Below are 26,812 nucleotides of genomic sequence, written 5' to 3'. Positions count from 1 at the left end.
CGCGGCCAGCGGCGTGCTCGGTGACGACGTCCTCACCCGTCTCGACGAGCGTTCCGCGCACTGGGCGGAGCGTGCCGAGGAGCTCGGGTACACCGACGGCGGCTCCTTCGAGGACATGTCGGAGTGGTACGACTACGACACCGACTACCGTCCGATCGCGACGGAACTCTACGAGGAGTCGATGCTCGACCACCGGCCGGCCTGATTCCGGCGATCGACTGTGCGCGGATCGGCGTTCACGACCCTGTCGAACGCCGATCCGCGCACAGTCGATTCATGGGGTGGAGTGCGCGGCGGCGCGCTCGGCGGCGAGGCGGGTGAGCAGTGCGCCGACGGCCGCGGGATCGGCGATCCGGGTCGGGGCCACGGTGTCCGCCTCGCCGACCTTGATGCCGACCGCCGGCGGGAGCACCGCCGAGGCGCCCGAACCCCGCGTGCGTTCCGACTCCCGGATGAGGGCGAAGGCGTCCTCGTCGGTGCGGTCGTCGCCGAGGAACACGAGCGCATCCGCCCCGACCACCCGCGCCATGTGCTCCAGTCCGTCGGCCTTCGTGTGGGTGCGCACCGCGTACTCGATGACCTCGTTGCCGTGCAGGTGACGGGCCTCGGGTACCTGGTCGGCCAGCGCGTCGACGGCCTGCTCGAAGTACTCCCGCCGCTCACCGGTGACCCCGCGCAGGTGGAAGGTCCGGCCCAGGGGCTTGTCCTCCAGTCGCAGATCGCCCTCACCGTCCGCGGGCGCCGCAGAGGCGATGCGGTCGAAGCCGGCGTCGAGGCGGTCGAGCATGTCCTGCTCGGCGGGGGAGGGCGCCTCGTCCGCGGCGTCCGCGCTCCTCACGGTCTCCGTGCCCGCCGTACCCCCGGCGTTCCCCGTGGAACGGGCGAGACCCGAGAAGTCCTCCTCGGCGCCGTGGGAACCGATGAAGACGGCACCGTGCGGCGCCCGCGCCAGCCGCCGGAGCACCTCCAGAGGTCGACCCGAGAGGAACCCGACGACGGTGTCCGGGAGAGCGACGAGTGCCTCGATCGCGCGGGCGGTCGTCGGCAGGGGTGCCGAGGTTTCCGGGTCGTCCTGCAGAGGTGCGACGACCCCGTCGAAGTCGAGCGCGACGAGCAGACGCCGGGCGCCCACGAGCGTGGAGAGGTCGACCTCGGCGGCGGCGCGGACAGGAGGATGCAGGTGCTGCCGGTCGCTCACGGCTTCTCCCACCCGCGGATCTCCTTGTCGGAGTCGAACTCGTCGAGGGCGGCCAGGAAGTCCGCCGACCAGGTCTGCACGTCCTCGTGGCGGAGCTTGCGTCGCATCGCCTTCATGCGGCGACGCTGCTCCTTCGGGTCCATCTCGACGGCACGGACGATCGTGTCCTTGAGGTGGGTGATGTCGTGCGGGTTCACCATGAGCGCCTGGGTGAGCTGGTCCGCGGCCCCGGTGAATTCGGAGAGCACGAGGACCCCGTCGCCGGACGTCCGGCAGGCCACGTACTCCTTGGCCACGAGATTCATGCCGTCCCGCAGGCTCGTGACGAGCACGACGTCGGCGGCGAGATAGAGAGCCGTCATCTCGTCCCGGGGGTACGAGTGGTGGAAGTAGTGGACGGCCTGGTTGCCCAGCCCGGAGTACTCCCCGTTGATGCGGCCGACCGCGAGTTCCACGTCCGTCCGGATCTGCTGGTACTGGTCGATCCGCTCCCGACTGGGCGTGGCGATCTGCAGGAGGGTGACGTCCTCGGTGCTGAGCCGGCCGTCGCCCAGGAGTTCCTCGTAGGCCTTGAGGCGGTGTCGGATGCCCTTCGTGTAGTCGAGCCGGTCGACACCGAGGAGGAGCACCTTCGGGTCGCCGAGTTCCTGGCGGATCTCCCGGGCCCTCTCCATCAGACGGGGGTCCCGGGAGGCCCGGTCGAGCGTCCCGGTGTCGATCGAGATCGGGAAGGCCTTGGCGGCGGCCACGTGCTCGTCGGTCGCCGGGGTGGTGTCGGTCGCCTCGCGTGCGGGGACCCGGATCGACTCGCCCTTGGTCCGCCAGCCGAAGTTCATCCGCACACAGCGACGGAAGTTGCTCGCATCGGTGGGACGTTGGAAGCCGATGAGGTCGGCGCCGAGCAGACCCTCGAGGATCCGGGTACGCCACGGCAACTGCGCGAAGATCTCCCAGGGCGGGAACGGGATGTGGTTGAAGAACCCGATCGACACGTCCGGTCGCAGGCTGCGCAACATCTGCGGGACGAGCTGCAACTGGTAGTCGTGCACCCACACCGTGGCGCCCGGTGCCGCGGTGGCCGCGGCCGCCTCGGCGAACCGGCGGTTGACCTTCTTGTACGAGTCCCACCAGGTGCGGTGGAACTCCGGGGGCACGATGACGTCGTGGTAGAGCGGCCACAGGGTCGCGTTCGAGAACCCCTCGTAGTAGAGCTCGATCTCGGCCGGCGACAGCCGGAGCGGAACGAGGTGCATGCCGTCGATGTCGAAGGGGTCGAGGTCCTCGTCGGGGACGCCCGCCCAGCCGATCCACGCTCCGTCATGGGATCTCATCACCGGCTGCAGTGCCGTGACGAGTCCGCCGGGAGAGGTCTTCCACCCGGGGGAGTCCGCGGAGTCGTCGCGGTCGACGGGGAGCCGGTTGGCGATGACGACGAAGTCCTTGCCCGGGGACGTGCCGGCGCCCGGACCGCCCGCCTGTGTGGCGGGGAAGGGGCGGGGGACGGATCGCTCGGGTGTCTCGGTGGAAAGCATGTCCACGTGTCTCCTCACTGTTCGTCCTTGTCAGCGGCCCGGGGCACGGACGCGGGGCGTCCTGACAGGGGGATCCGGGCCGTGCCCTTCAGCGTACCGAGTGAATGTTTCGGCAACCGGTAGTCTTGGGGCCGATGGAACAGGAAGAACTGGGCGGATACCGCCTACTCGAACAGCTGGGCTCGGGCGGCATGGGGATCGTCCACCTCGGCGTGGACGGGGACGGCAACCCGGTCGCCGTCAAGGTTCTCCATGCGCACATCGCGAACGACGAGACCGCCCGTGCCCGCCTGGCCCGCGAGGTGCGGACCCTGCGTCGCATCAAGCACCCGCGGATCGCGGAGGTCCTCGACGCGGAGCTCGACTCCGACCACCCCTTCATCATCACCGAGTTCGTCGACGGCATGACCCTGTCCGACGACGTCCGCCAGAACGGACCCTTCGCCGAGGACGAACTCGTCCACTTCGGCCACGGGCTCCTCGACGCACTCCGGGCGGTCCACGACGCCGGGGTCATCCATCGTGACCTCAAACCGGCGAACGTCATGATCATGGACGGCGAGCCGATGGTCATCGACTTCGGTATCGCCCAGGTCGCCGACGAAGTCCGTGTCACCGCGACCGGCCTCGTCATGGGCACCCCGGGTTACCTGAGTCCGGAGATCGCCGACGGGAAGCCCTCGAACGAGAAGACCGACTGGTGGGGCTGGGCCGCGACGATGGCCTTCGCCGCCACGGGCCGCAACCCCTACGGGTCGGGCCCGCTCGAAGCGGTCCTCGGACGCGTGGCGATGGGCCGTTCGGACCTCACCGGGGTCCCCTCGCTCTTCGTCCCGCTCCTGCGGGCCTGTCTCGATCCGCGGCCGGAGCGGCGCCCCAGCGGCGACATGATCCTCGAAGCACTCGTCGACATCGAGTCCGGGCGGATGCCGACGCTCGGGCAGTCCCGGCGTCCGGGTCCGCCCGTGCCCCGTCCCGGTCCCGGTGGCATGCCGGTCCAGGCCGGTGTGCCCCGGCAGCAGCACCCGGGTGCCGGTCGTCCGGTGCCCGGCGGTGCCGGCGGGACCGGTGCCGGGGTCGTCGTCCCGCCCGGTCCCCACGGGCGACCCGCCGGCCCCGGTGGTCCCCGTCCCGGTCCGCCCACGGGCCCCGGCGGACAGGTCCCTCCCGGCGCTCCCACGGATCCCCGCGGCCGAGGCGCCCCGACCGGTCCACCCCCACACCGTCCCGGCCCCGGCTCCCCGCAGGGTCGGCCCGGCCCCGGTGCACCCCCGGGTGGTCCCGGCCCGAACGCCCCGGCCCGGCAGGCCCCGGCCGGTTCGGGTCCGCGTCCCGGTGCACGGCCCTACGGTCCGCTCGGCCTCGACCGTCCCCAGGGTTCCGGCCCGGCCCCCGGTACCCCGGTCCCACACCGTCCGAACGCTCCGGCCGGTGCCCCCGGGCAGATGCCGGGCGCGGGTGTCGGTGGGGGACAGGGCACCTCGGCGGCGTCCTTCGGGAACTGGGCCGTGCTCGGTATGGCCTTCCTCGGTACGGCCATGACGCCGCTGGGCCCCTTCGTCGTCGCCTTCCTGTCCTTCCTGTGGGTGCTCGCGGCGCGCACCGTCGCCAACGTCCTGCGGTATCGGCACCGGACCCTCACGGTCTACGGGCCCGGCGCACTGAGCACCATGGGGTCGGTGGGGCGGGTGCCGCTGGCGCTCCTCGCCGAGGCGGCACTCGGCCTCGTCACGCACGTGCTGCCGATCGTCGCCGCGCTCGCCGTCGCGGTGCTCATGCGGCTCGACCCGCTGGGGATCGTGCCCGACGGGATGTCCGAGGTGTTCTCCCTGTGGGCGGCCGGTGCCGTCGCGGGGGTCGTCCTGTGGCTCGGTCCCGGCTCCGTCCACCTGAGGGTGGGGTCCCGGCAGATCGTCCGCGCCGTCGTGCGGATCCCCGTCGGACAGTGGATCGCACTCGCGGGTCTGGCGACCGTCGGGGTGCTCGCGATCGCCGCGGTCGTCTCCGGCGCCGCGACCCTGTGGTGGCCGGCGGGGGAGAACCTGTTCTCCCACGTGCCGATGACGAACTGAGCGTCGGCGAGGCCTCCCTCGGGCCGCTCCCGGGCGCGTTCCCGAGAGTTGCTTGAAGGTTCAACTTCCGGTCGCCCCCACGGCCCTCCCAGCACCGCCCTCCCCGTTAGGATGGCTCCCGGACGCACCCGTCGATCATGTGAGGACCCATGGCCAAGAACACGCCCTCCGGCCCGGAGCGCAGGCAGAACGCACGCGAGAAGGCCCGCCAGCTGGCCGACGAACAGGCCCGCCGGGACAAGCTCTCGCGCATCATCCTGTTCTCCGGCCTGGGTCTGGTGGTCGTGGCGGTGGCCCTCGTCATCACCTTCCTGCTCGTCCAGGCGAACAAGCCGGCCCTGAGCCCGCAGGCCTACGTCAGCGGCGGCGTCACGCTCGCCAAAGCAGCGGACTCCGAGGAACTGCAGGTCGTCGCCTCCCCGGAGCCCGGCGACGCCGAGGTGCCCGCCGGCCTCCCCACGGTCGCCGACTCGGGTGCCCAGGACACGGCCGCCCACCTCAAGGTCTACCTCGACTTCCAGTGCCCGGCGTGCAAGGCCTTCGAGGAGGGCAACGGCACCGCTATCGGCAACATGATCGCCGACGGCTCGCTCGTCATGGAGCTCGAACCGATCGCCTTCCTCGACTCGCAGTCCAACGGCAACGAGTACTCGACCCGTTCGGCCAACGCCTTCGCGTGTGTGGCCGACTCCGGTCAGGACGCGACGCTCGTCCCGTTCATGCAGACGCTCTTCGCCAACCAGCCGGCCGAGGGCCAGAACGGCATGGAGGACGCGCAGCTCATCGCACTGGCCGAGGAGGCCGGGGTCGACCCGTCCACCCCGATCGCCACCGTGCCCGAGGAGGGTGCGGCACCCACGGTCGAGCAGTGCATCACCGAGCAGACCTTCGCAGACACCGTCGGCAAGACGACGACCGAGGCGATGGGCGACGAAGGAGTGTCCGGTACGCCGACCGTCCTGGTGAACGGCGAGGCCGTCGAGGGCGACGTGTGGGGCAACCCGCAGTCCTTCGCCACCACGCTCATCCAGGCGAGCAGCTGATCACCACGGGCTGATCCACACAGGCTGATCGCCACCCCCGTCTCCCGGCGGGTCCGTCGACGTCGATCGATATGACGGGCCGCGCCGGGGTGCCGTACCATTGCACGGCACGCCTCCTTAGCTCAGCTGGCAGAGCGACGCTCTTGTAAAGCGTAGGTCGTCGGTTCGATCCCGACAGGGGGCTCCGATTCACAGGCCCGGGCCGGACATCACGTCCGACCCGGGCCTGTCGCATGTGCGCGCCCGCACCTCTTTCACCTGGGCTTTTTCCTCCGTTCACCTTTTCCGCGTCAGCAGTTCACACCGGAACGATTGGCTGTCATGCGGTGTTCGAACGAACACCACATGACATCCCCGTTCCCAGTGAGGACCCTCCATGACCGTGCAGGTGACCGGACCCGTCCCCGGGCCTGACACCCCGACCGCGGCGGCCACCGCCCCCGGCCCGACCGCCGCCACAGGCCCTGTCTCCCGTGGTACCGCCGGGATCCGCCGGACCCGACGCCGCCGGGCCGCCCGCATCTGGCTGGTGTTCGCCGCCCTCGCGGGGCCCAACATCCTCATCATCGCGGCGTTCATCTACTACCCGCTCGTCTCGAACGTGTACTACTCGTTCCTCGACTGGCGGATGGGTGCGGGAGCTGCCTCCTGGGCCGGGTTCGACAATTACGTGAAGCTCTTCACGGACCCGGCGGGCCTGGAGATGTGGCGGGTCACCCTGATCTTCACCGGGACCACGGTGCTCGGTGCCATGGTCGTCGGCCTGCTCCTCGCCCTCGTCCTCGACCGGGCGCTGCCCGGTCGGACCCTCGCGCGGACGGCCCTGTTCAGCCCCTACGTCCTCTCCGGAGTCGGCGTGGGCATGATCTGGTCGTTCATCTTCGACCCGGCGATCGGCGTCCTCGGCTACTTCCTGCGCCAGTGGGGCATGAATTCGCCACAGTGGTTCCTCGACCCGGACCTCGCGCTCGTCATGGTCATCATCGTCTACGTGTGGAAGAACCTGGGCTACTGCGCGGTCGTCTATCTCGCCGGCCTCCAGTCGATCCCACAGGACCTGCTCGAAGCCGCCGCGATCGACAAGGCCGGGCCGGTACGCCGTTTCTTCACGGTCGTCCTGCCGCTGCTGAGCCCCACCGTGTTCTTCCTCTTCATCACGACGATCCTCAGCTCCATGCAGGCCTTCGACATCCTCAAGATCATGACCCCGTCCGGCAACGGTACGAACACCATCGTCTTCGAGCTGTACCTCCAAGGCTTCGGTGCCTACCAGCGTGCCGGCTACTCCGCGACGATCTCCGTCGTCCTCTTCCTCGCGCTGTTCGTCATCACCGCCGTCCAGATGCGCTTCGTCGAACGGAAGGTGCACTACTCGTGAGCACGACCGAGACCACCACCACGCTCGAGCGGCCGGACACCGAGCGGGCGGCACTCGGGGACGGGGCGCCTCGGGATCCGGGGAGGACCGCGGCCGCCAAGAAGCGGCGAGTGCTGCGCGGCGGGGGTCCCTTCTCGCGGCAGAACCTCGCCGCGACGCTCCTGGGCGGCTACCTGCCGCTGCTCATCGCGTTCCTGCTCATCGTGCTGCCGCTGCTCTGGATGGTCATCGGATCGTTCAAGCCGCCCCACGAGATCACGACGACGAGCCCCCGTCTCCTCCCGCAGGACCCGACCCTCGACAACTACCGCGCGGTCGCCGACCAGGTCCCGCTGCTGCGGGTCATGACGAACAGCGTGATCGTCACCGTCGTCGGCTCCGCGATCAAGGTGTACCTGGCGATCGCGACGGCCTATGCGCTCGTCTTCGTCGACGTGCGGTTCAAGAACGTCATCTTCATCGCGATCCTCGTCGCACTCATGGTGCCGCCGGAGGTCGCCCTGCTGCCCAACTACATGACGATCACCGGCCTGGGGTTGCGGAACACCCTGCTGGGCATCCTGTTGCCCGGCCTCGGGACGGCCTTCGGCACCTTCCTGCTGCGCCAGCAGTTCAAGACGCTGCCGAAGGAACTCCTCGAGGCCGCCGAGATGGACGGCGCCGGTCACTGGAAGCGGATGTGGACGGTCGTCGTGCCGGTCTCCGCGCCGAGCATCGCGACCGTCGCGCTCGTGACCATCGTGGGGGAGTGGAACAACTTCATGTGGCCGCTCGTCATCACGGACACCCCCGAGGTCATGACCCTGCCCGTCGGTCTCAACCTCCTGCAGTCGCTGGAGACTTCGACAGGCTCCTACGGCGTGCTCATGGCCGGTGCCGTGCTCGTCGTCATCCCCGTGCTCGTCGTCTTCGCCGCGCTCCAGAGGTACATCGTCGCCGGTCTCACGCAGGGGGCCGTCAAATGATCTCTCCGACCACCCCGACCACCCCGGATCCATCCACTCCCGAGGAGAACCCACACATGACCCGTCACACCCCGTTCCCCCGCGTCCTGCAGGCGCGCGCCCTCCCTGTCGCGGCCCTGGCCGGTGTCGCCGCACTCGGCCTGAGCGCCTGCGGCCCCGCCGTCGGTGACGACTCCGGCTCCGACGAGGCCGCCGCCGTGGACTGGGCCACCGTGGAACCCGCGGACTCCATCTCCTTCTGGTCCAACCACCCCGGCGGCACGATGGAGCTCGAGCAGGAGTTCATCGACGCCTTCACCGAGGAGACCGGGATCGAGGTCGAGCTCGTGACCGCCGGTGCGAACTACGAGGAGGTCTCGCAGAAGTTCCAGACCGCGCAGACCTCGAACGACATCGGTGACATGGTCGTCGTCTCCGACGCGACCTGGTTCTCCAACCACGTCAACGGTTCGCTGCTGCCCGTCGACGAGGTGATGGAGGCCGTCGGGAACGACGTCTCGACCTATCAGCAGACCCTCTACGACGACTACCTGTACGAGGACTCCCACTACGGCGTCCCCTACTCGCGGTCGACGACGGTCTTCTACTACAACAAGGACCACTTCGCGGCCGCCGGTCTCGACGACGCCGTCCCGTCCGACTGGGAGGGCGTGAAGGCCGCCGCGCAGACGCTCATGGACGCCGACATCGAGGGACAGCAGGCGGCCTTCGCCTTCCCGCCGGCCGACGGTTACCCGGCCTGGGTCCTCAACAACCTCGTCTGGGGGTACGGCGGCGGCTGGTCCGACGAGTGGGACATGAGCGCGCTGACCTCCCCGGAGACCGTCGAGGCCGTCACCTTCGCACAGACCGCCGTCCAGGACGGCTGGGCGACGGTGTCCTCGAACTCCGCCGGAGACGACTTCGCCGCCGGTGCCGCCTCGATGTACATCGGTTCGACCGGATCGCTCGGCGGTGTCACCGACTCCGCCGACTTCGAGGTGGGCGTCGGACTGCTGCCCGGCGGCCCTGTCGAGCAGGATCTCGTCGTGCCGACCGGTGGTGCCGGTATCGGCATCTCCGCCAAGTCCACCCCGGAGGAGCAGCTGGCGGCCGCGCAGTTCATGGACTTCGTGACGAACGCGGAGAACACCGCGGAGTTCTCGGAGTTCACCGGTTACATGCCGGTGCGGACGGACTCGGACCTCTCGGCGCTCTACGAGCAGAACCCGAACTACGAGATCGCGGTCAACCAGCTCGAGGAGCGTTCGCGCACCCAGGACTTCGGCCGTGTGCTGCTGCCCGGCGGTGACCACGAGCTCTCGCAGGCCCTCCAGGAGATCCTCACGACGGACGTCGACGTCGAGGAACGTCTGCAGGCCTCGCAGGAGACCATGACCGGACTCTACGAGTCGGACCTCGCCGACACCCTGGAGAACTGAGTCGTGGTCGCAGTCTCCGTCTCCGGCGTCTCGCTCACCTACGACGGCGCGGACCGGCCCGCGGTCGCCGACGTGGACCTGGAGATCGCCGACGGCGAGTTCCTGGTCCTCGTCGGTCCCTCGGGGTGCGGCAAGTCGACGACCCTGCGGATGCTCGCGGGTCTCGAACTGCCGAGTGCCGGGTCGATCCGCTTCGGTGAGGAGGACGTCACCGCGGTCACCGCGCGTGACCGCGACGTCGCCATGGTGTTCCAGAGCTACGCCCTGTACCCCCACATGACGGTGGCCGGGAACATGGAGTTCTCGTTGAAGAACGCCGGGGTGCCCAAGGAGGAACGCCGACGGCGGATCCACCAGGCCGCCGCGATCCTCGAACTCGACGGGCTCCTCGACCGCAAACCGCGGCAGCTCTCGGGCGGGCAGCGGCAGCGCGTGGCGATGGGCCGGGCGATCGTGCGCGACCCGCAGGTGTTCCTCATGGACGAACCCCTGTCGAACCTCGACGCGAAACTGCGCGTGCAGACCCGGGCGCAGATCAGTTCGCTACAGCGACGCCTGGGTGTCACGACGGTCTACGTCACCCACGACCAGACCGAGGCGATGACGATGGGCGACCGGGTCGTCGTGATGAACGGTGGCCGCGTCGAACAGGTCGGCACACCGCGGGAGCTCTACGACACCCCGGCGACCCTGTTCGTCGCGGGCTTCATCGGGTCCCCGACCATGAACCTCCTCCCGGCCCGGGTGGAGGACGGTCGCGCCGTCGACGGGGAGTTCACGGTGCCGCTGCTCGCGGGCGTGGATCCGACCGGTCCGGTGCTCGTCGGGATCCGCCCGGAGGACCTGCACGTCGTCGGGGACGGCACCCGGACGACGGGCGCCTCGGGCGCGGCGGACCCGGCTGCTCCGGCACCGGAGGAGATGGGACGGTTCGAGGTGGTCGTCGAACTCGTCGAGGAACTCGGCTCGGACTCCTACGTGTACGGCGTGCGCGAGGGCGACGTCCCGGACAAACGGTACGTGGCCCGTCTGCCCAAGGGAGAGCACCCGGCGGTGGGCACCCGACTGCGGTTGGGGGTCGACCCGGAACGGGTGCTCGTCTTCGACGCCGGGTCGGAGGCCCGACTGGGTTCCGGGGCGCGGGTGTCGGAACCCGCTGCGGAGCCGGTCACGACGCCGGCCCCGGCCTGAGGGTCGACACCGCGCACGACGCGAGATCCCTGCACGACGACCCGCACGACGTGAGAACCCCGCACCTCCCGGAAGGGACGTGCGGGGTTCTCGTGTGGGGTGGGGCGCCTCGGCGGCTCCGGTGTCGGCGAGGCATCTCACCGCGGTGGTGTGCTCACCGCAGCCGTCTCACTGCATGGGCGGCGTCTGCGGGGGACCCGGGATGTTCCCGAAGCCCTGGGACGCCTGCTGGGCGGCCTGGGCGGCACGGGCGCGGGCGGCCTCGACCTGCTCCTGCATGCGGCGGTTGCGGCGGGAGTGCTCCTTCTCCTCCTCGTCGTGCGCTGTCTCCTCCATCTCCGGGACCGAGGGACCGGCCGTGTCGCGGGCCTTCGCGGCCTCGGAGGAGGTGAGCAGGGCGTTCTGGATCTCCTGGGACATCTCGCCCAGGTGGCCCGGGTTCGAGGGCAGGAACAGGACGTTCGACCGACCGTTGCGGGCCACGTCCTGCATCGTGTCGAAGTACTGGGTCATGAGGAGCAGCTGCTCGGCGGTCTGCTCGATGCCCACCTTCTTGAGCATCTCGTACTGCTCGGCGATACCGGTGGCGATCGCCTTGCGCTGCGCGGCCACACCCTCACCCTGGAGGCGCTTGGACTCGGCCTCGGCCTGGGCCTGGGTGACGCGCTTGATCTTGTCGGCCTCGGCCAGGGCCTGGGCGGCCTCGCGGTCGCGCTGGGCGGCGTTGATGGAGTTCATCGAGTCGCGCACCCGCATGTCCGGGGCGATGTCGGTGACGAGGGTGTTGCGGATGATGAAGCCGTAGGCGCTCATCGACTGCGACAGGCGCTGCTCGACGCTCTTGGCGATGTCGTCCTTCGACTCGAAGGCGCTGTCGAGGGTGAGGGAGGACAGGGCCGAGCGCACGGTGTCGAACACGTAGGAACGGATCTGCTCCTGCGGGTTGGACAGCATGTAGTAGGCGTCGGCCACGCGGTTGGCATCGACCTGGTACTGCACGGCGACCGGGATCGAGACGAACACGTTGTCCTTCGTCTTCGTCTCGATGTTGACCTCCAACTGCTGGATCCGCAGCGAGATCGGCTTGGTCGTCGTCTCGACGAAGGGCATCTTCGTGTTGAGGCCGGGGGTGGCGACCTTCTTGAACTTGCCGAAGTGTTCGACGATCACGTTCTCCTGCGTCTTCACGGTGAAGAAGATGCTCGTCCTCAGGCCGCCGAACAGCAGCGCGAGGAGGATGAAGAATCCGACGACGATGACGGCGACGACCACGAGTACTGCGACTGTCATGTTCCCGTCCTCTCAATGGGTGTGCGAGTGGGGAGCGCGTGCGCGGTGCGTGTGTGCGACGCACACCGCGAACCCAGTGGATGGTTCCGACCCGCGAACCACCGGGTGACCCGGGTGACGCGTTCGGGCTCGTCCCTCAGCCTATCGGTGTGCGATGGGCTACAAAGGCCGGGATCCGTACCGATCTCGTCACCTGCCCGGTCCTACACTGGCGAGGACCCCTTTCACCGGCACGGATCCGTGCCCGACCGCGTCGATCCCGGCGCGGTCCGGACACCCGCGTGCCACCGAGCACAGAATGAAGGTATCCGTGAGCGCGGAGTCCACGACACAGACGACGGCCGGCGCGGCCACGGGGGCCGGGGCGGGCGACGCCTCCGCCCTCGACCGCTTCTTCAAGATCACCGAGCGGGGGTCGAACGTCACCCGCGAGCTGCGCGGCGGTCTCTCGACCTTCCTCGCGATGGCCTACATCATCGTCCTCAACCCGATCATCCTCGGGACCGTCACCGACTCGATGGGCAACTACCTGGGCGGCGGCGAGACCCCGAACCTCGCCGCGATCGCCGCGGCCACCTCGCTCGTCACCGGCCTCCTCACGATCCTCATGGGTCTGGTCGGCAACTTCCCGATGGCCGTGTCGTCCTCGCTCGGCCTGTCCGCCTTCCTCGTCGCCGCGATCGTCGTGTTGCCGGGGATGACCTGGGCCGACGCCATGGGCCTCGTCGTCCTCGAGGGCATCGTTCTCCTCGTGCTCGTCCTCACCGGTTTCCGCAAGGCGATCTTCGACTCCGTGCCGCAGTCCCTCAAGGACGCGATCAGCGTGGGCATCGGACTGTTCATCGCCCTCATCGGCATGATCAACGCCGGTTTCATCTCGAACGCCGGCGGCAACGGCCTGACGCTCGGCAACGCGGGCTCCCTGTTCGGCTGGCCCATGCTCGTCTTCGTCATCTCCCTCGTCGGCCTGTTCACCATGCACTCGGCCAAGGTCAAGGGCGCGATCCTCTACTCGATCATCGGTGCCACCGTGCTCGCGCTGATCTTCGAGCGCGCTTTCCGCGTGGGCCCCAAGATCGGTGACGACGGCGCGGTCAACCCGACCGGGTGGGGCCTCACCGTCCCGAGCCTCGACCAGCAGTGGTTCGTCCTCCCCGACCTCTCGCTCATCGGCAACTTCAACCTGCTCGGTTCCTGGACGAACGTCGGCATCGTCGTCTCCGCGCTCGCCGTCTTCACCCTCCTCATCGCCAACTTCTTCGACCTGCTCGGCACCATGGTCGCGATCTCCAACCAGGGTGACATCAAGGACGAGAAGGGTGAGATCCCCTCCTCCCGTCGCATCATGGTCGCCGACGCCCTCGGCGCCATCGGCGGTGGCATGGGCTCGACCTCCTCGAACTCCGGCTTCGTCGAGTCGACCGTCGGCGTCGGCGACGGCGCCCGCACCGGCCTGGCCTCGGTCGTCACCGGTGTCCTGTTCCTGCTCACCATCGTGCTCGCCCCGGTCGCGAACATCGTGCCCTCCGAGGCGGCCGCCGCGACCCTCGTGCTCGTCGGCTTCCTCATGATGCAGCAGATCACCCGGGTGGACTGGGCCGACGTCGAGATCGCCATCCCGGCCTTCATGACGATCGTCCTCATGCCGTTCTCGTACTCGATCACCAACGGCATCGGCGCCGGCTTCATCACCTACGTCGCCATCAAGCTGCTGCGCGGCAAGGGCCGCCAGGTGCACCCGCTCATGTACGTGAGCGCCGCGATGTTCGTCGTGTACTTCGTGAGTGGGCCCCTCCAGCAGCTCTTCGCCTGACGGCTCCCTGCTGCCGAGGTGCCCTGTTGCTGGCATTTCTCGTGACGGGCGCGGCGCGGGGAACCCCTCCCGCCCATGACGACGGACCCCCGACCTGCGCCAGCGCTCCGGTCGGGGGTCCGTCGTCATATGCCCGAAGCCACTCCCCTCGGGGTTTCCCCGCGCCGCGCCCTCCTTTGGCATGACGGCTGGGGTCCTCGGGTGGGGTCGCGCCCGGTCTCCGAGTCATTCACTTCGGTGGGATGTGGGATCACGGGAAACGGCTCGGATCACGTGTTTCGGAACCCGTGATCCGAGCCGAAGTACGTGATTTCGTGTGGGGAGGGTCAGGACTCGGGGTCGGGGGCTTCGGGGTCGACCACCGGGGTGGGGACGGGGCGTTTAGGGCGGACGGCGTCCCCGGAGCTCACCCCGCGCAGACGACGGCTCACCCAGGGGACGAAGTACTCGCGGAACCACACCGACTCCTCCATGAGGGCGTCCCTGACGGGGCGCGGCGGACGCGGCGTCACCTTGAAGCCGCGGCGTGGGTCGTGTGTCTCGGGACCGGCGGTCGCCCGGTGGGTGGCGGCCACCTCGTCGGCGAGAACGGACTCGGCCGGATCGTCGGTCGCACCGGCCCCGTCCGATCCCGCGGCCGAGGTGCCCTGCCCTCCGACAACACCTGTGGACCCCTCGGCGAGGACCGTGGCGGCCTCGTCCGGGTGGGCGGACTCGCCGGGCACGCCGCCACGGAAGAGCCAGGAACGTTCGAGGGTACTGAGCGCCTCCTCGGCGACGAGGGTGTGACCGGTGGAGCTCAGGTGCAGACGGTCCTCCGACCAGCACTCGGCGGCGTAGAGCTCCCGCAGGCCCCAGATGTCGAGCATCTGGCAACCGTGGCGCTGGGCGATCGTCCACAGGTGACAGTTGTAGACGGCGACCTTGGGACGCAGCGTGCGGAACAGCGGCGAGGAGGCGTAGGTGTCGAACCCGTTGACGATGAGCACCCGGATCCCCTCCTCGCGCAGCACCGTGATCGCACGCTCGAAGCTCTCGGCCAGGAACTCGACATCGGTTCCCGGCCGGATGCAGTCGTTCCCGCCGGCGCAGATCGTCACGAAGTCCGGTTCGAGCGCGAGCGCGCGGGGGATCTGCTCGTCGATGATCCGTTCGAGCAGCCGACCGCGCACCGCGAGGTTGGCGTACTCCAGGTCGGGACTGCCGGCCGGGGAGGTCACGAGGGACTCGGCCAGCCGGTCGGCCCAGCCACGGAACCGGTCGGGCGTCCCGGTGGGGTCGGGATCGTTGAGGCCCTCGGTGAACGAGTCACCGAGGGCGACGTAACGCGTGATCGTCGAGGTCATGGACCGCACTCTAGTCCGGTGGGCGTCCGTCGGCACCGCGGAGCGGTCTCCGCCACCGGCGCGCACCGACTACCGTTGTCCGTGCACCCTCCATCCCCGATCAGGAGTATCCGAAGAATGTACACATCCGTCCCCGTCCCGCCCGTGACCACCGTCGTACTCACCGGGGGAACCGTCCTGCCGATCGCAGCGCGCGGTGAACGGGCTGCGCCGATCGAGAACGGCACCGTCGTCCTCGAGAACGGCCGCCTCACCGCCGTCGGTCCGGCCGCCTCGGTCACGGTCCCCGAGGGCGCGACCACGGTCGACGTCTCCGGCAAGGTCGTCACGCCCGGCCTCGTCGAGGCCCACGGCCACGTCGGCATCCACGAGGACGGCGAGGGCTGGTCCGGCAACGACACGAACGAGATGACCGCGCCCAACCAGGCCGGTGTCCGCGCGATCGACGGGATCGACCCGTGCGAGATCGGTATGAAGGACGCCCTGCGCGGGGGCGTCACCGCCGCGGTCGTCAAGCCCGGTTCCGGCAACGCGATCGGGGGCCGGACCGCCGCCATCAAGCTGTGGGGTCGGATCGTCGACGAGATGCTCATCTCGCAGGACGTGTCCGTGAAGTCGGCCCTCGGCGAGAACCCCAAGCGTGTCTACGGGGAACGGACCCAGCTGCCCTCGACCCGGATGGGCACCGCCAAGGTCATCCGCGACGCCTTCGTCGCGGCCTCCAACTACGCGGCCAAGCGTGCGGCCGCCGAGGAGAAGGGTGAGCCCTTCGACCGCGATCTCGAGCTCGAGACCCTGGCCGAGGTCCTCGACGGCACGCTCGCCTGGGACCAGCACTGCCACCGCGCCGACGACATCGCCACCGCGATCCGCCTGAGCGAGGAGTTCGGCTACCGCCTCGTCGTCAACCACGGCACCGAGGGCCACCTGATCGCCGACTACATCGCGGCCAAGGGCGTCGACGCGATCGTCGGCCCGCTCATGACCACCCGTTCGAAGGTGGAACTGCGCAACCGGACGCTCGCCACCCCGGCCGTCCTCGCCGAGGCCGGCGTCCGCATCGCGCTCACCACCGACGCCCCGGTCATCCCGATCGACTTCCTCATCCACGAGGCGGCCCTCTGTGTGAAGGCGGGACTCGACCCGGTCGTGGCGCTGGAGACCGTGACGGTCAACCCGGCCCGGATCCTCGGTCTCGACGAGCGCATCGGCTCGCTCGAGGTCGGCAAGGACGCGGACGTCGTCGTGTGGGACCGCCACCCGCTCGACCTCGACGCCCGCGCCGAGCACGTCTATGTGGGCGGCCGCGAGGTCTACACGCACGACGCCGCGACGGGCAAGGGCCTGTGGGCCGACCCCTTCGGCGAGACCTACGTGGCCACCCCCGCCTGACGGCACTCCTCGCCCGACGGCAGGCCCACCGGCCACGACCCCCTCTCACACGGGTCATCCCTCCCCACATCCCCGACGATCGGACACCAGAGGCAGGACGGAGCGGCACATGCACGACGAGCAGGACCGGGACGACGCGCACTCCCCGCACACGGATCCGGAGGACCAGGGCTACACCGGCCCCACCGCCGGAGCCGCCCTGCGCACCACGGCGAACTCCCGCGAGCTCGCTGCCGACGCCCTGGCCGAGGCCGGCCTCTACACCGACGAACACGGCGAGATCCTCGAATCCGACGACGCCGAGACCGCCGAGATCCCCCACGTCGACGACCCTTCGGCCGACCACACCGACCCGGACACCGGAGACGTCCTCACCACTGTGCACCGGGCTCCGACCCGGACCCCCGCTCCCGAGGCGCCCTCCACGCCCAGCCCCACCGTCGCGGGCACGGACACCGACGAGGTGCCGGGTGCCTCGCTGCCGGGAACCGCCTTCGCTTGTCCGGCCGGTGGCGCGACGGACGATGGACAGGACGCCTCGGCGGTACCGGACACCGAGCGGACCGACACCGGGCGGGCCGAACCCGAGGGACCCACCGAACCAGACGCCTCCACCGACCCCGACGCGCCGGCCGACACCGACCGGAGGCGCCGGCACGGGCGCTCCGAGAAGGTCTCCGAGTACTTCCGCGAGCGCTCGCGCCCCCGCCGTGGGCACCACCACGACACCCCGTCCCCGGACACCGCCGAGCAGCGGTCGGGAGCCGGGTGGCAGGTGGACGCGGCGCGCGCCGCGGCCGCGGATCCGGCACTCGCCCCCGACCTCGCGGGAGAGACGGGGGAACGCAAGCGCGACAAGGCGGAGAAACTGCTGAAGTCGGGCGGGCGCGCCTCGAAGAAGATCTCGGACTACCTGGTGCGGTCGGCGAAGTCGCGGTTCTCCACGCGGGCGGCCGAGGAGGCCGACACCCAGCCGATCCCCATCGTCTCCGTCCTGCGCGGGACGCCCTATCAGGAGCCCATCGTCGCCGAGCGGCGCAGCGAGGACGAGGCCCGGATGATCCTCGACCTCGCGGTCGACATCGGGTCGATCATGCTGCGGGCCGGTGCCGGCACCTCGGACGTCGAGGTCTCCGTCATCGCGACCTGCGGTGCCCTCGGCCTCGACACCGCGGAGGTCGACCTCACGGCGAACTCGCTCGTCGCCCACTACCAGGACCCGGACGGGCGTCTGGTGACGGTCATGCGGGTGGCCCGTGAGCAGTCCTTCCACTACGCCAAGCTCTCGGCCGTCCACGCCCTCGTGCTCGACATCGTCGACCACGAGATCGACTACGTGACGGCCCGCGAACGCATCGACGCGATCCGCCGGCAGAAGCGCCCCTGGACCAACTGGGCGGTCACGATCGCGTGGGGGATCCTCGCGGGGTGCTTCGCCCTCCTCATCGGCGGGTCCTACCCGTCGGCCCTGCTGGGCATGCTCATGGCGGTGCTCAACGACCGGGTGGGCGCCAAGCTCGGCGGTCTGGGTCTACCGGCCTTCTTCTCCGCCGCGGTGATGGCGGCCTTCACGACCCTCGTCGCGATGACGGCCGCCGAGTTCGAGCTCATCGGGTCACCGCAGTACCTGGTCGCCAGCGGGATCATCCTGTTGTTGCCCACGCAGACGCTCATCTCCGTCATCGAGGACGCCCTCCTCGGGTTCCCGATCACGGCGGCCGGGCGGACCGTCCAGGTCGTCATGTCACTCGCGGGTATCGTCACCGGTATCGCGGTGTCGCTCATGATCGGGCAGGCCTTCGGGATGCACGAGATCGAGGTGCTCGTCGAGTCCCGCGGGGGCAGCAGTCTCGTCTGGATCCTCAGTTTCGTGGCGGCCTTCGGCGTCGCCGCGACGGGCGCGGTGGGCATGCAGACCTCCAAGCGCATCATCCTCCCGGCCGCGCTCATCGGTATGGCCGGGTTCATCGCGTGGACCCTGCTCGCGCGCCTGGGCCTCGACAACATCCTCGTGACGTTCATCGCGGCCACCTTCGTCGGGTTCCTGTGCCGGCCCGTCGCCCTCTACCGGGGGTCCCCGGCCGTCGTCATGGTGATCCCCGGCGTCTTCCCGCTGCTGCAGGGTCTGAGCGTGTTCGCCGCCGTCTACCAGATCGTCCAGCCCACCGAGTACGTGCCGCTGGCCACCGGTCTCGGTGCGCTGTTCGCCGCGATCATCGCGAACGCGGCGATCGCCGTCGGCGTCGTGCTCGGTGACTGGCTGGCCCGTCCGGTGAGCAAGCGCCTGGGCAAGCGGTTCGGCGCCCACGAGATCGTCGTCGCCGACGAGGATGCCCGCGCGGAGGAGGACACCCCGTCCACCGACGGCGCGGAGGCGACCGAACCGGCCCGCTGACCAGCGCTCCCGAAGTGCCCCGGACCTGCTGTGCCCCGGGCAGGGCGCCTCGGCGGCGGGTCGGTCGGCCGGTGGGGTGCCGGGGACGGGGCGGCGGTGAGATCAGCCGTCGAGGCGCCAGTCGACGGGGGTGGCCGCCTGCTGTTCGAGCAGGGCGTTGACCTGGGAGAAGGGGCGGGACCCGAAGAACCCGCGGCGGGCCGACAGCGGAGAGGGGTGCGGGCTCGCGACGATCGGCACCCGGCCCAGGCGGGGAGTGAGCGACTGGGCGTCGCGGCCCCAGAGCAGCGCGACGAGCGGTCCGCCGCGTGCCGCGAGGGTGTCGATCGCGAGGTCGGTGACGGCCTCCCACCCCTTGCCGCGGTGGCCGGCGGCGTTCCCCGGCGGGACGGTGAGGACGCGGTTGAGGAGCATGACGCCCTGGCGGGACCAGGCACGGAGGTCACCGTGGGGTGCCGGCGGGATGCCCAGGTCGTCGGCGAGTTCGGCGTAGATGTTCTGCAGGGAGCGGGGGATCGGGCGGACCTCGGGGGCGACGGCGAAGGAGAGCCCGATCGCGTGCCCGGGGGTGGGGTAGGGGTCCTGCCCGACGACGAGCACCCGCACATCGGCGAGGGGCTCGCGGAAGGCGCGGAAGACGTCCTCGCCCGCGGGCAGGTAGCCACGGCCGGCGGCGTTCTCGGCCCGGAGGAAGTCGCCCATCGCGTGGATGTGGTCCTCGACGGGCGCGAGTGCCGCGGCCCAGTCCGGGCTCATGATCTCCGTGAGGGGCCGCCGTGCACCGGCGGCGGACTCAGCGGCGGATCCAGGGGTGGATCCGGGGACGGGTGTGCCGTGCGGGGTGCTCATGGGCTCCGAGACTAGCGGGGAGTCCATGGTCGCGGTGCGCCCGGTGGGCGTGCGAAGATCGACCGGGAGGACAGTGGCGTCCGCCACAGGGTCCCCCGGCAACCCACACCCCCGACATCCCCGACGAAAGGACCGCTCATGACGGACCTCCCGGCAGAGTTCCCCGCCGCCCAGGACTGGAAGATGCTCATCGGCGGTGAGTGGGTCGACGCGCTCGACGGAGAACGCGCCGACGTCATCACCCCGATCGACCGGAACGTCGTGATCGCGCGTGTGCCCGAGGGCAAGGCCGCGGACGCGGACCGGGCGGTCGCCGCCGCACGTGCGGCCTTCCCGGCCTGGAGCGCCCTGCACTTCAAGGAGCGCCAGAAGCGCCTGCTCGCCGCCGCCGACGCACTCGAGGCACACGCCGAGGAACTCGCGCAGCTCACGGCGCTCGACACCGGCAACGCGCTGCGTACCCAGGCCCGTCCCGAGACCGGCACGCTCGTCGACCTGTTCCGGTACATGGGAGGTGTCGCCGGGGAGGTCAAGGGCGTGACCCTGCCCGCCGGTGAGGGGCAGCTGCAGTACACCCGTCGCGAACCCCTGGGTGTCGTCGCGGGCATCCTGCCGTGGAACTCGCCGCTCATGATCGCCGCCTTCAAGACCCCGGCCGCTCTCGCCGCCGGCAACACCCTCGTCCTCAAGTGCGCCGAGGACGCCCCCCTCACGATCCTGCGGATGGGTCAGATCATCGAGGAGTTCCTGCCGGCCGGCGTCCTCAACATCGTCACCGGACTCGGCGGCGTCATCGGCGAGGCGCTCGTCCAGCACGCGGACGTCGACAAGGTGTCCTTCACCGGGTCGACCCAGGTGGGACGTCACGTCGCGGAGGTCGCAGGCGCCCGCCTCGCGCACTCCTCGATGGAACTCGGGGGCAAGAGCCCCACCATCGTCTTCCCGGACTCCGCGACCGAGGACGTCATGGACCAGGTCGTCCTCACCACCCGCTTCGCCCGACAGGGGCAGTCGTGCACCTCGGGATCGCGGCTGTTCCTCCACGAGGACGTCTACGACGAGTTCCTGGCCGGCGTCGTCGAGCGGATCTCCCGCATGACCGTCGGCGACCCGCGCGACGAGGCGACCGACATCGGTTGTGTCATCAACGAGAAGCAGTGGAAGCGGATCGCCGACTACATCGAGATCGGCACCTCGATGGACGGGGTGGAGATCGCCTACGACGGGCGGGAGTCCCTCACCGTCGGCGAGCCCGGCTTCTACCACGCGCCGCTCATCCTCTCGAAGGCGCGCAACGAGTGGCGCACCAGCCGCGAGGAGATCTTCGGTCCCGTCCTCTCGGTGATCCCGTGGAAGGACGAGGACGAGGTCGTCTCGATGGCCAACGACAGCGACTACGGTCTGGCCGCCTTCGTCTTCAGCAAGGACATCGACAAGGCCCTGTCCATGGCCGACCGGATCGAGTCCGGCTGGGTCCAGGTCAACCAGGGCGGTCCCCAGATGGCCGGCCAGTCCTACGGCGGGTACAAGACCTCCGGCTTCGGCCGTGAGGCCTCGCTGGAGGGTCTGCTGGAAGGGTTCACCCAGATCAAACAGGTGAACGTGAAGTTCGGCTGAGGTTCTTCCGCGCCCGAGGTGCCCTGGAGTTGGCATCTCGTGTGACGGGCGGGGCGTGGGGTCCACCCCTCCCGCCCACGATGCCGCCGCCCCCGACCTCCGTAGGACTCCGGTCGGGGGCGGCGGCATCGTATGCCCGGCCGCTCTCCCCTCGGGGTGGACCCCACGCCCTGCCCTCCTCGGCATGATTGCCGGGCACCTCGCCGCTCCGTCCGGCTCGGAGGTGTCCGGGTCGTGGGCGTTCGTGGCCGACGTCCGGCTGCTTTGCTCCTTTTGTGATGCGACACCGTGTGCACCGGAACCACAGGGGTGTCGTTCCTCGCTAGGATGGGTCCGACCACGCAGGAGAAGGAAGTCGGTGACATGCCAGAGGAACCAGCGGCGCGTCCCGGGGACACCTCGACGCCGGCGGGTGGTGACGCCCCCGCACGGGTTGAACACCGCCCCACGAGTGTCGCCGAGGCCCGGGGACTGACCGACCTGCAGGCGGAGGTCCTGGAGTTCGAGCGCCGGTGGTCCACCTACGGGGGCGCCAAGGACCACGCCATCCGCGAACGCTTCGACATGTCCGCGGCCGCCTACTTCCAGATGCTCGGGGCGCTGCTCGACGACCCGGCCGCCCAGGCCGCGGACCCCGTGCTCATCACACGACTCCGCCGGATCCGCGACACCCGTCGTCGGACCCGTGCACAGGCCCGAATCGCGAGGTGACGATGTCCGAGTACCCGACCGACGAATTCGACCGTCTGGAGCCCAGTGAGCGCCGTGGCGCCCACCGCCGGACGTCCGGACCCTCCTCGCAGGCCGGCGCCGTCGCCCTCGTGGTGGTGCTCGCGCTCGCCGCGATCCTGCTGGTGGTCGGCGCGGTGAACATCATCCAACGCTCGACCTCCGACCCGGCGGACGTCATCGCCGAGGAGAGCTCCGGGGCCGAGGCGACCGCGGAGCCGACCGAGGTCGAGAGTTCGGCACCGGCGATCGACAAGACGGCGACCGTCTCCGTCCTCAACGCCTCCGGGGTCTCCGGTGCCGGCGCGGACTTCGAGACCGCGGTCGCGGACCGCGACTGGGAGGTCGTCGAGGTCGGCAACCACTCGACCCCGGACTCGGAGACCTTCGTCTACTACTCGGACCCCGAGTTCGAGGCCCAGGCCACCCTCCTGGCCGAGGAGATCGGTGCCGCCGGTGCGGAGGAGTCCACCGACTTCACGACCGCCGACCTCACGATCGTGCTGTGCTCGGACATCGCGAACGATCCGCCGGCGGCGGAGGACACGGAGGAGCCCACGGGGACGACCGAGGAGGAGTGACCTCCCGCGGCGGGGACGTGATCCACGTCCTGTCAGCGTTTTCCCAGGTGGCGCCGCATTTCCGCCGCAGGTGAAATTGTCGTGGACCGGTCCTCCCGGGACGATTTCCCGTGGTAAGGTGTAAATGTCACGAAATGATTACACCACCTCTTCCAGGGTTTCTCCGATTCTCCTGGTCGGGATCGGTTTTCGTTTCGTACGGTCCGGTGCGCGAAAGGTGCACATCGGCCCGTTCGGACGCCGGTTGAGGATGCGACCGCATCCACCGAAACAGTTCTACGGAGAAATTCATGGCACAAGGCACCGTCAAGTGGTTCAACGCTGAAAAGGGCTACGGCTTCATCACCGTTGACGGCGACGACCAGGACGTTTTCGTCCACTGGTCCGCGATCGAGATGGACGGCTACCGCTCCCTCGAAGAGGGTCAGCAGGTCCAGTTCGAGGTCGGCTCGGGCGACAAGGGCCCGCAGGCGGAGAAGGTCTCCCCGCTCTGATCAGCCCCTGATCACACCGACCTGGGACCCCCAGGTTTCGGCTCCGTCGCGGTGATCCGTTCATCGCGGCAGGGCTTGTGAGAGAAGCACCGGAGGATTCGTCCTCCGGTGCTTCTCTCGTGTCCGGGGGACCCGGGCGCACTCAGTCCCGGGCGCACTCAGTCCGTGGGGCAGGTGCGGCGGGTGTCCTCGGGGCGGTGCCGCGGGATGAAGAAGGTGAGCGCCATGGCGACGGCCGCGGCGCCGATCGCGATCCAGAAGCACAGGGCGAAGGCGTCCGCGGTCGGGGTGTTCACCTGCAGGCCCTCGACCCGGACGACCTGGGTGGCGAGCACGCCACCCATGACCGCCGCGGCCGAGGAGGTGCCGATCGACCGGAACAGGGCGTTGAGTCCGTTCGAGACACCGGTCTCGTCGGCGGGGACGGCCCGCATGATGATCATCGGCATCGCGGCGAAGGAGAAGGCGATGCCCAGTCCGACACCGCAGCTGGCGACGACGATGTGCCACACCTGGTCGGACCACAGGAGCACGAAGACGTAGGACACGACGATCCCGGTCGTGCCGACGGTGAACAGGGGTCGGGGTCCGAAGGCCTTCTGCAGGTGTCCCGAGAGCGGCGAGAGCACCATCATGATGATGCCCGCCGGCATGATGCACAGCGCGGACTCCACCATCGTGAGCCCCATCCCGATCCCGGTCTCCTGCGGCAACTGCATGAGCTGGGGGAACGACACCTGGGAGCCGAACATCGCGAACCCCATGCCGATCGCGGCGAGATTGGTGAGCAGCACCGCCGGGCGTGAGGCGACCCGGAGGTCGACGAGCGGATCGTGGGTCCGCCACTGGTACACGCCCCAGACGGCGAGGACGAGGACGCCCGCGGCCAGCGTGCCGAGGGAGACCGGTGAGCCCCAGCCCCAGGTGCCGCCGCGGGAGACGTAGAGCAGCAGCCCCGTGAGGCCACCGGCGAGCCCCAGGACGCCGAGCAGGTCGAGGCGCCCCGGCGCGAACAGCGTGTCGCGGGGGAGGACGAACCGGATCGCGAGCGCGCCGATCAGTCCGAGTCCGAAGGAGACCCAGAAGAGGGTGCGCCAGTCGTGGCCCTGCGCGAGGTAGGCGGCCAGGGGCATGCCGAAGGCGCCGCCGGCACCCATCGTCGCGGACATGAGTGCGACGGCCGTGCCCAACTTCTCGGCCGGGAGCACGTCGCGCATGACGGCGATCCCCAGCGGGATCGTGCCGGAGGTGATGCCCTGCAGCCCGCGACCGAGGATCAGCCACTCGATCGAGGGGGCGAACGTGCAGATGAGGGAGCCGACCATGAGTGCGGCGAGCAGGTACACGAGCACCCGCCGTTTCCCGTACATGTCGCCCAGGCGTCCGCTGATAGGGGTGGCGACCGCGGAGACGAGCAGGGTGATCGTCACGACCCACGAGGTGTCGGACCGGGAGGCGTCGAGCAGGCGTGGCAGGTCGGCCTGGAGGGGGACGACGAGCGTGAACATGAAGGCCGAGCACATCCCGGCGAAGGCCAGGGACGCGACGACGGCCCACTCCGGGGCCGGGGGACGGGGTCGGTGACCGGTGGGGCCCGGTGCGGGGGGATTCGGGGGAGCAGGCGTCTTCACCACAGTCCGGAGGCTATCCGGTTTCCGGCGGCCATGGGTGGCGTCACCCCCGGGTGGTCACTTTGCACTCGGGTGGGGAGAGTGCTAAAACTGTGAGCGGTGAAATTCGACCGAGCAGGTCGTGGACTCCCATCCGCGTTGACGAGAAATGCGGTGGGGTCCTGCCGTCGCGGGCGCCTGCGGGTCGATTCGTTCCATCCACCCCTGTCAGGGAGGACCCCAGTCACATGGCAAAGCTCATTGCATTCGACGAGGAAGCTCGTCGCGGTCTGGAGACCGGCCTCAACACGCTGGCCGACGCCGTCAAGGTGACCCTCGGCCCGCGTGGCCGCAACGTCGTTCTGGAGAAGCAGTGGGGCGCCCCCACGATCACCAACGACGGTGTCTCCATCGCCAAGGAGATCGAGCTCGAGGACCCCTACGAGAAGATCGGCGCGAACCTCGTCAAGGAGGTCGCGAAGAAGACGGACGACGTGGCCGGTGACGGCACGACGACCGCCACGGTGCTCGCCCAGGCACTCGTCCGCGAGGGCCTGCGCAACGTCGCCGCCGGTGCCGACCCGCTGTCGCTCAAGCGCGGCATCGAGAAGGCCGTCGAGGCGGTCTCCGGTGTCCTGCTCGACTCCGCCAAGGAGATCGAGACCAAGGAGGAGATCGCCGCGACCGCAGGCATCTCCGCCGGTGACGCCGAGATCGGTGAGAAGATCGCCGAGGCCATCGACAAGGTGGGCAAGGAAGGCGTCGTCACCGTCGAGGAGTCGAACACCTTCGGCATCGACCTCGAGCTCACCGAGGGCATGCGCTTCGACAAGGGCTACCTGTCCGGTTACTTCGTGACCGACCAGGAGCGTCAGGAGACGGTGCTCGAGGACCCCTACATCCTCATCGTCAACTCGAAGATCTCGAACGTGAAGGACCTGCTCCCGGTCCTCGAGACGGTGCAGCAGTCGGGCAAGCCGCTGCTCATCATCGCCGAGGACGTCGAGGGCGAGGCCCTGGCCGTGCTCGTCGTCAACAAGATCCGCGGCACCTTCAAGTCCGTGGCCGTCAAGGCCCCCGGCTTCGGTGACCGCCGCAAGGCGCAGCTGGCCGACATCGCCATCCTCACCGGCGGTCAGGTCATCGCCGAGGAGGTCGGCCTCAAGCTCGAGAACGTCACCGCCGATCTGCTCGGTACCGCCCGCAAGGTCGTCGTCACGAAGGACGAGACGACGATCGTCGAGGGTGCCGGTGACGCCGACGAGATCGCCGGTCGCGTGGCCCAGATCCGTGCGGAGATCGAGAACTCGGACTCCGACTACGACCGCGAGAAGCTCCAGGAGCGCCTGGCCAAGCTGGCCGGCGGCGTGGCCGTCATCAAGGCCGGTGCCGCCACCGAGGTCGAGCTCAAGGAGCGCAAGCACCGCATCGAGGACGCCGTGCGCAACGCGAAGGCCGCCGTCGAGGAGGGCATCGTCGCCGGTGGTGGCGTCGCGCTCATCCAGGCCGGCAAGACCGCCTTCGAGACCCTCGAGGTGTCCGGCGACGAGGCCACCGGTGCCTCCATCGTCAAGGTCGCCATCGAGGCGCCGCTCAAGCAGATCGCCACGAACGCCGGCCTCGAGCCCGGTGTCGTCGCCGAGAAGGTCAAGGGTCTGCCCGCCGGTCACGGCCTCAACGCCGCCACCGGTGAGTACGAGGACCTGCTGGCCGCCGGTGTCAACGACCCGGTCAAGGTGACCCGTTCGGCCCTGCAGAACGCCGCGTCCATCGCCGGTCTGTTCCTCACGACCGAGGCCGTCGTCGCCGACAAGCCGGAGCCCGCTCCGGCCGCCGGTGCCGAGGGCATGGGCGACATGGGTGGCATGGGCGGCATGGGCTTCTGATCCCACCGCC

The 26,812-nt window shown here is 69.7% G+C and carries 20 protein-coding genes, 1 tRNA gene and 1 pseudogene; 16 read left to right on the top strand and 6 right to left on the bottom strand.

Annotation, left to right across the window (positions count from 1 at the left end):
- A pseudogene (locus tag AAD496_RS08975) lies at positions 1–205 on the top strand (C4-dicarboxylate ABC transporter substrate-binding protein); the annotation flags it as partial.
- 69 nt (positions 206–274) lie between these two features.
- On the opposite strand, the gene AAD496_RS08970 reads toward AAD496_RS08975, so the two are convergent.
- Positions 275–1,210, bottom strand: a complete 936-nt coding sequence (locus AAD496_RS08970) for a trehalose-phosphatase (protein WP_349828323.1) — start codon at positions 1,208–1,210, stop codon at positions 275–277.
- Entirely contained in the window at positions 1,195–2,730 is a 1,536-nt protein-coding gene (locus AAD496_RS08965; protein ID WP_349828322.1) for an alpha,alpha-trehalose-phosphate synthase (UDP-forming), read from the bottom strand. The genes AAD496_RS08970 and AAD496_RS08965 overlap by 16 nt, the downstream gene beginning before the upstream one ends.
- A 134-nt stretch (positions 2,731–2,864) precedes the next feature.
- Between AAD496_RS08965 and AAD496_RS08960 the strand changes: the two genes are divergently transcribed.
- The 7 genes from AAD496_RS08960 to AAD496_RS08930 all read left to right on the top strand — a co-directional run bounded on the left by AAD496_RS08960 (position 2,865) and on the right by AAD496_RS08930 (position 10,800).
- Complete coding sequence (locus AAD496_RS08960; protein WP_349828321.1) at positions 2,865–4,802, top strand: serine/threonine-protein kinase; 1,938 nt, start codon at positions 2,865–2,867, stop codon at positions 4,800–4,802.
- A 149-nt stretch (positions 4,803–4,951) separates the two neighbouring features.
- The gene (locus tag AAD496_RS08955) at positions 4,952–5,845 is read left to right on the top strand and encodes a DsbA family protein (protein WP_349828320.1); all 894 of its coding nucleotides are present in this window, start codon (positions 4,952–4,954) and stop codon (positions 5,843–5,845) included.
- Between the two features lie 111 nt (positions 5,846–5,956).
- Positions 5,957–6,029: transfer RNA gene (locus AAD496_RS08950), tRNA-Thr, on the top strand.
- A 192-nt stretch (positions 6,030–6,221) separates the two neighbouring features.
- A complete protein-coding gene (locus AAD496_RS08945) occupies positions 6,222–7,223 on the top strand; it encodes a carbohydrate ABC transporter permease (protein ID WP_349828319.1) in 1,002 nt (333 codons plus the stop codon).
- A 110-nt stretch (positions 7,224–7,333) separates the two neighbouring features.
- The gene (locus AAD496_RS08940) at positions 7,334–8,188 is read left to right on the top strand and encodes a carbohydrate ABC transporter permease (protein WP_349828325.1); all 855 of its coding nucleotides are present in this window, start codon (positions 7,334–7,336) and stop codon (positions 8,186–8,188) included.
- A gap of 56 nt (positions 8,189–8,244) precedes the next feature.
- A complete protein-coding gene (locus tag AAD496_RS08935) occupies positions 8,245–9,609 on the top strand; it encodes an ABC transporter substrate-binding protein (protein WP_349828318.1) in 1,365 nt (454 codons plus the stop codon).
- 3 nt (positions 9,610–9,612) lie between these two features.
- The gene (locus AAD496_RS08930) at positions 9,613–10,800 is read left to right on the top strand and encodes an ABC transporter ATP-binding protein (RefSeq protein ID WP_349828317.1); all 1,188 of its coding nucleotides are present in this window, start codon (positions 9,613–9,615) and stop codon (positions 10,798–10,800) included.
- 168 nt (positions 10,801–10,968) lie between these two features.
- Here the strand turns inward: AAD496_RS08930 and AAD496_RS08925 are convergent, their stop codons facing one another.
- Positions 10,969–12,090 (bottom strand): SPFH domain-containing protein, encoded by a 1,122-nt coding sequence (locus AAD496_RS08925; protein ID WP_349828316.1) that lies wholly within the window; start codon positions 12,088–12,090, stop codon positions 10,969–10,971.
- 298 nt (positions 12,091–12,388) lie between these two features.
- On the opposite strand from AAD496_RS08925, the gene AAD496_RS08920 reads away from it, so the two are divergent.
- A complete protein-coding gene (locus AAD496_RS08920; protein WP_349828315.1) occupies positions 12,389–13,903 on the top strand; it encodes an NCS2 family permease in 1,515 nt (504 codons plus the stop codon).
- 326 nt (positions 13,904–14,229) lie between these two features.
- Here the strand turns inward: AAD496_RS08920 and AAD496_RS08915 are convergent, their stop codons facing one another.
- Positions 14,230–15,249 carry an SGNH/GDSL hydrolase family protein gene (locus AAD496_RS08915; RefSeq protein WP_349828314.1) on the bottom strand — a complete coding sequence of 340 codons (1,020 nt, stop codon included), beginning with the start codon at positions 15,247–15,249 and terminating at the stop codon, positions 14,230–14,232.
- A gap of 117 nt (positions 15,250–15,366) precedes the next feature.
- Here AAD496_RS08915 and AAD496_RS08910 point away from each other — a divergent pair, with 117 nt between their 5' ends.
- Both AAD496_RS08910 and AAD496_RS08905 read left to right on the top strand, forming a co-directional pair.
- Positions 15,367–16,641: an amidohydrolase gene (locus tag AAD496_RS08910; RefSeq protein WP_349828313.1), complete on the top strand. Its 1,275-nt coding sequence runs from the start codon at positions 15,367–15,369 to the stop codon at positions 16,639–16,641.
- 109 nt (positions 16,642–16,750) lie between these two features.
- The gene (locus AAD496_RS08905) at positions 16,751–19,036 is read left to right on the top strand and encodes a threonine/serine exporter family protein (RefSeq protein ID WP_349828312.1); all 2,286 of its coding nucleotides are present in this window, start codon (positions 16,751–16,753) and stop codon (positions 19,034–19,036) included.
- 102 nt (positions 19,037–19,138) lie between these two features.
- Here the strand turns inward: AAD496_RS08905 and AAD496_RS08900 are convergent, their stop codons facing one another.
- Positions 19,139–19,885, bottom strand: coding sequence for a uracil-DNA glycosylase (locus AAD496_RS08900; RefSeq protein WP_349828311.1), 747 nt, complete (start codon positions 19,883–19,885; stop codon positions 19,139–19,141).
- A 138-nt stretch (positions 19,886–20,023) separates the two neighbouring features.
- Here AAD496_RS08900 and AAD496_RS08895 point away from each other — a divergent pair, with 138 nt between their 5' ends.
- From AAD496_RS08895 to AAD496_RS08880, 4 genes are all read left to right on the top strand, one after another.
- Complete coding sequence (locus AAD496_RS08895; RefSeq protein WP_349828310.1) at positions 20,024–21,502, top strand: aldehyde dehydrogenase family protein; 1,479 nt, start codon at positions 20,024–20,026, stop codon at positions 21,500–21,502.
- Between the two features lie 363 nt (positions 21,503–21,865).
- Positions 21,866–22,213 (top strand): DUF3263 domain-containing protein, encoded by a 348-nt coding sequence (locus AAD496_RS08890; protein ID WP_349828309.1) that lies wholly within the window; start codon positions 21,866–21,868, stop codon positions 22,211–22,213.
- 2 nt (positions 22,214–22,215) lie between these two features.
- Positions 22,216–22,812: a LytR C-terminal domain-containing protein gene (locus tag AAD496_RS08885; protein WP_349828308.1), complete on the top strand. Its 597-nt coding sequence runs from the start codon at positions 22,216–22,218 to the stop codon at positions 22,810–22,812.
- 290 nt (positions 22,813–23,102) lie between these two features.
- Positions 23,103–23,306, top strand: coding sequence for a cold-shock protein (locus AAD496_RS08880; protein WP_349828307.1), 204 nt, complete (start codon positions 23,103–23,105; stop codon positions 23,304–23,306).
- Between the two features lie 158 nt (positions 23,307–23,464).
- Here the strand turns inward: AAD496_RS08880 and AAD496_RS08875 are convergent, their stop codons facing one another.
- A complete protein-coding gene (locus AAD496_RS08875) occupies positions 23,465–24,940 on the bottom strand; it encodes an MFS transporter (RefSeq protein WP_349828306.1) in 1,476 nt (491 codons plus the stop codon).
- Positions 24,941–25,164: 224 nt separating this feature from the next.
- Between AAD496_RS08875 and groL the strand changes: the two genes are divergently transcribed.
- Positions 25,165–26,802, top strand: a complete 1,638-nt coding sequence (groL, locus tag AAD496_RS08870; protein WP_349828305.1) for a chaperonin GroEL — start codon at positions 25,165–25,167, stop codon at positions 26,800–26,802.
- Positions 26,803–26,812: the final 10 nt, after the last annotated feature.

It is taken from the genome of Brevibacterium litoralis (assembly GCF_040212315.1).
GTDB classification, from domain to species: domain Bacteria; phylum Actinomycetota; class Actinomycetes; order Actinomycetales; family Brevibacteriaceae; genus Brevibacterium; species Brevibacterium litoralis.
Note: the sequence above shows the minus strand (reverse complement) of the source record. Positions and strands in the feature narration are given on the sequence as shown.

Coding starts and splice junctions, on each gene's coding strand:
- AAD496_RS08965 (WP_349828322.1), bottom strand. CDS start 2,730: ATGCTTTCCACCGAGACACCCGAGCGATCCGTCCCCCGCCCCTTCCCC.
- AAD496_RS08960 (WP_349828321.1), top strand. CDS start 2,865: ATGGAACAGGAAGAACTGGGCGGATACCGCCTACTCGAACAGCTGGGC.
- AAD496_RS08955 (WP_349828320.1), top strand. CDS start 4,952: ATGGCCAAGAACACGCCCTCCGGCCCGGAGCGCAGGCAGAACGCACGC.
- AAD496_RS08945 (WP_349828319.1), top strand. CDS start 6,222: ATGACCGTGCAGGTGACCGGACCCGTCCCCGGGCCTGACACCCCGACC.
- AAD496_RS08935 (WP_349828318.1), top strand. CDS start 8,245: ATGACCCGTCACACCCCGTTCCCCCGCGTCCTGCAGGCGCGCGCCCTC.
- AAD496_RS08925 (WP_349828316.1), bottom strand. CDS start 12,090: ATGACAGTCGCAGTACTCGTGGTCGTCGCCGTCATCGTCGTCGGATTC.
- AAD496_RS08920 (WP_349828315.1), top strand. CDS start 12,389: ATGAAGGTATCCGTGAGCGCGGAGTCCACGACACAGACGACGGCCGGC.
- AAD496_RS08915 (WP_349828314.1), bottom strand. CDS start 15,249: ATGACCTCGACGATCACGCGTTACGTCGCCCTCGGTGACTCGTTCACC.
- AAD496_RS08910 (WP_349828313.1), top strand. CDS start 15,367: ATGTACACATCCGTCCCCGTCCCGCCCGTGACCACCGTCGTACTCACC.
- AAD496_RS08905 (WP_349828312.1), top strand. CDS start 16,751: ATGCACGACGAGCAGGACCGGGACGACGCGCACTCCCCGCACACGGAT.
- AAD496_RS08900 (WP_349828311.1), bottom strand. CDS start 19,885: ATGAGCACCCCGCACGGCACACCCGTCCCCGGATCCACCCCTGGATCC.
- AAD496_RS08895 (WP_349828310.1), top strand. CDS start 20,024: ATGACGGACCTCCCGGCAGAGTTCCCCGCCGCCCAGGACTGGAAGATG.
- AAD496_RS08890 (WP_349828309.1), top strand. CDS start 21,866: ATGCCAGAGGAACCAGCGGCGCGTCCCGGGGACACCTCGACGCCGGCG.
- AAD496_RS08885 (WP_349828308.1), top strand. CDS start 22,216: ATGTCCGAGTACCCGACCGACGAATTCGACCGTCTGGAGCCCAGTGAG.
- AAD496_RS08880 (WP_349828307.1), top strand. CDS start 23,103: ATGGCACAAGGCACCGTCAAGTGGTTCAACGCTGAAAAGGGCTACGGC.
- groL (WP_349828305.1), top strand. CDS start 25,165: ATGGCAAAGCTCATTGCATTCGACGAGGAAGCTCGTCGCGGTCTGGAG.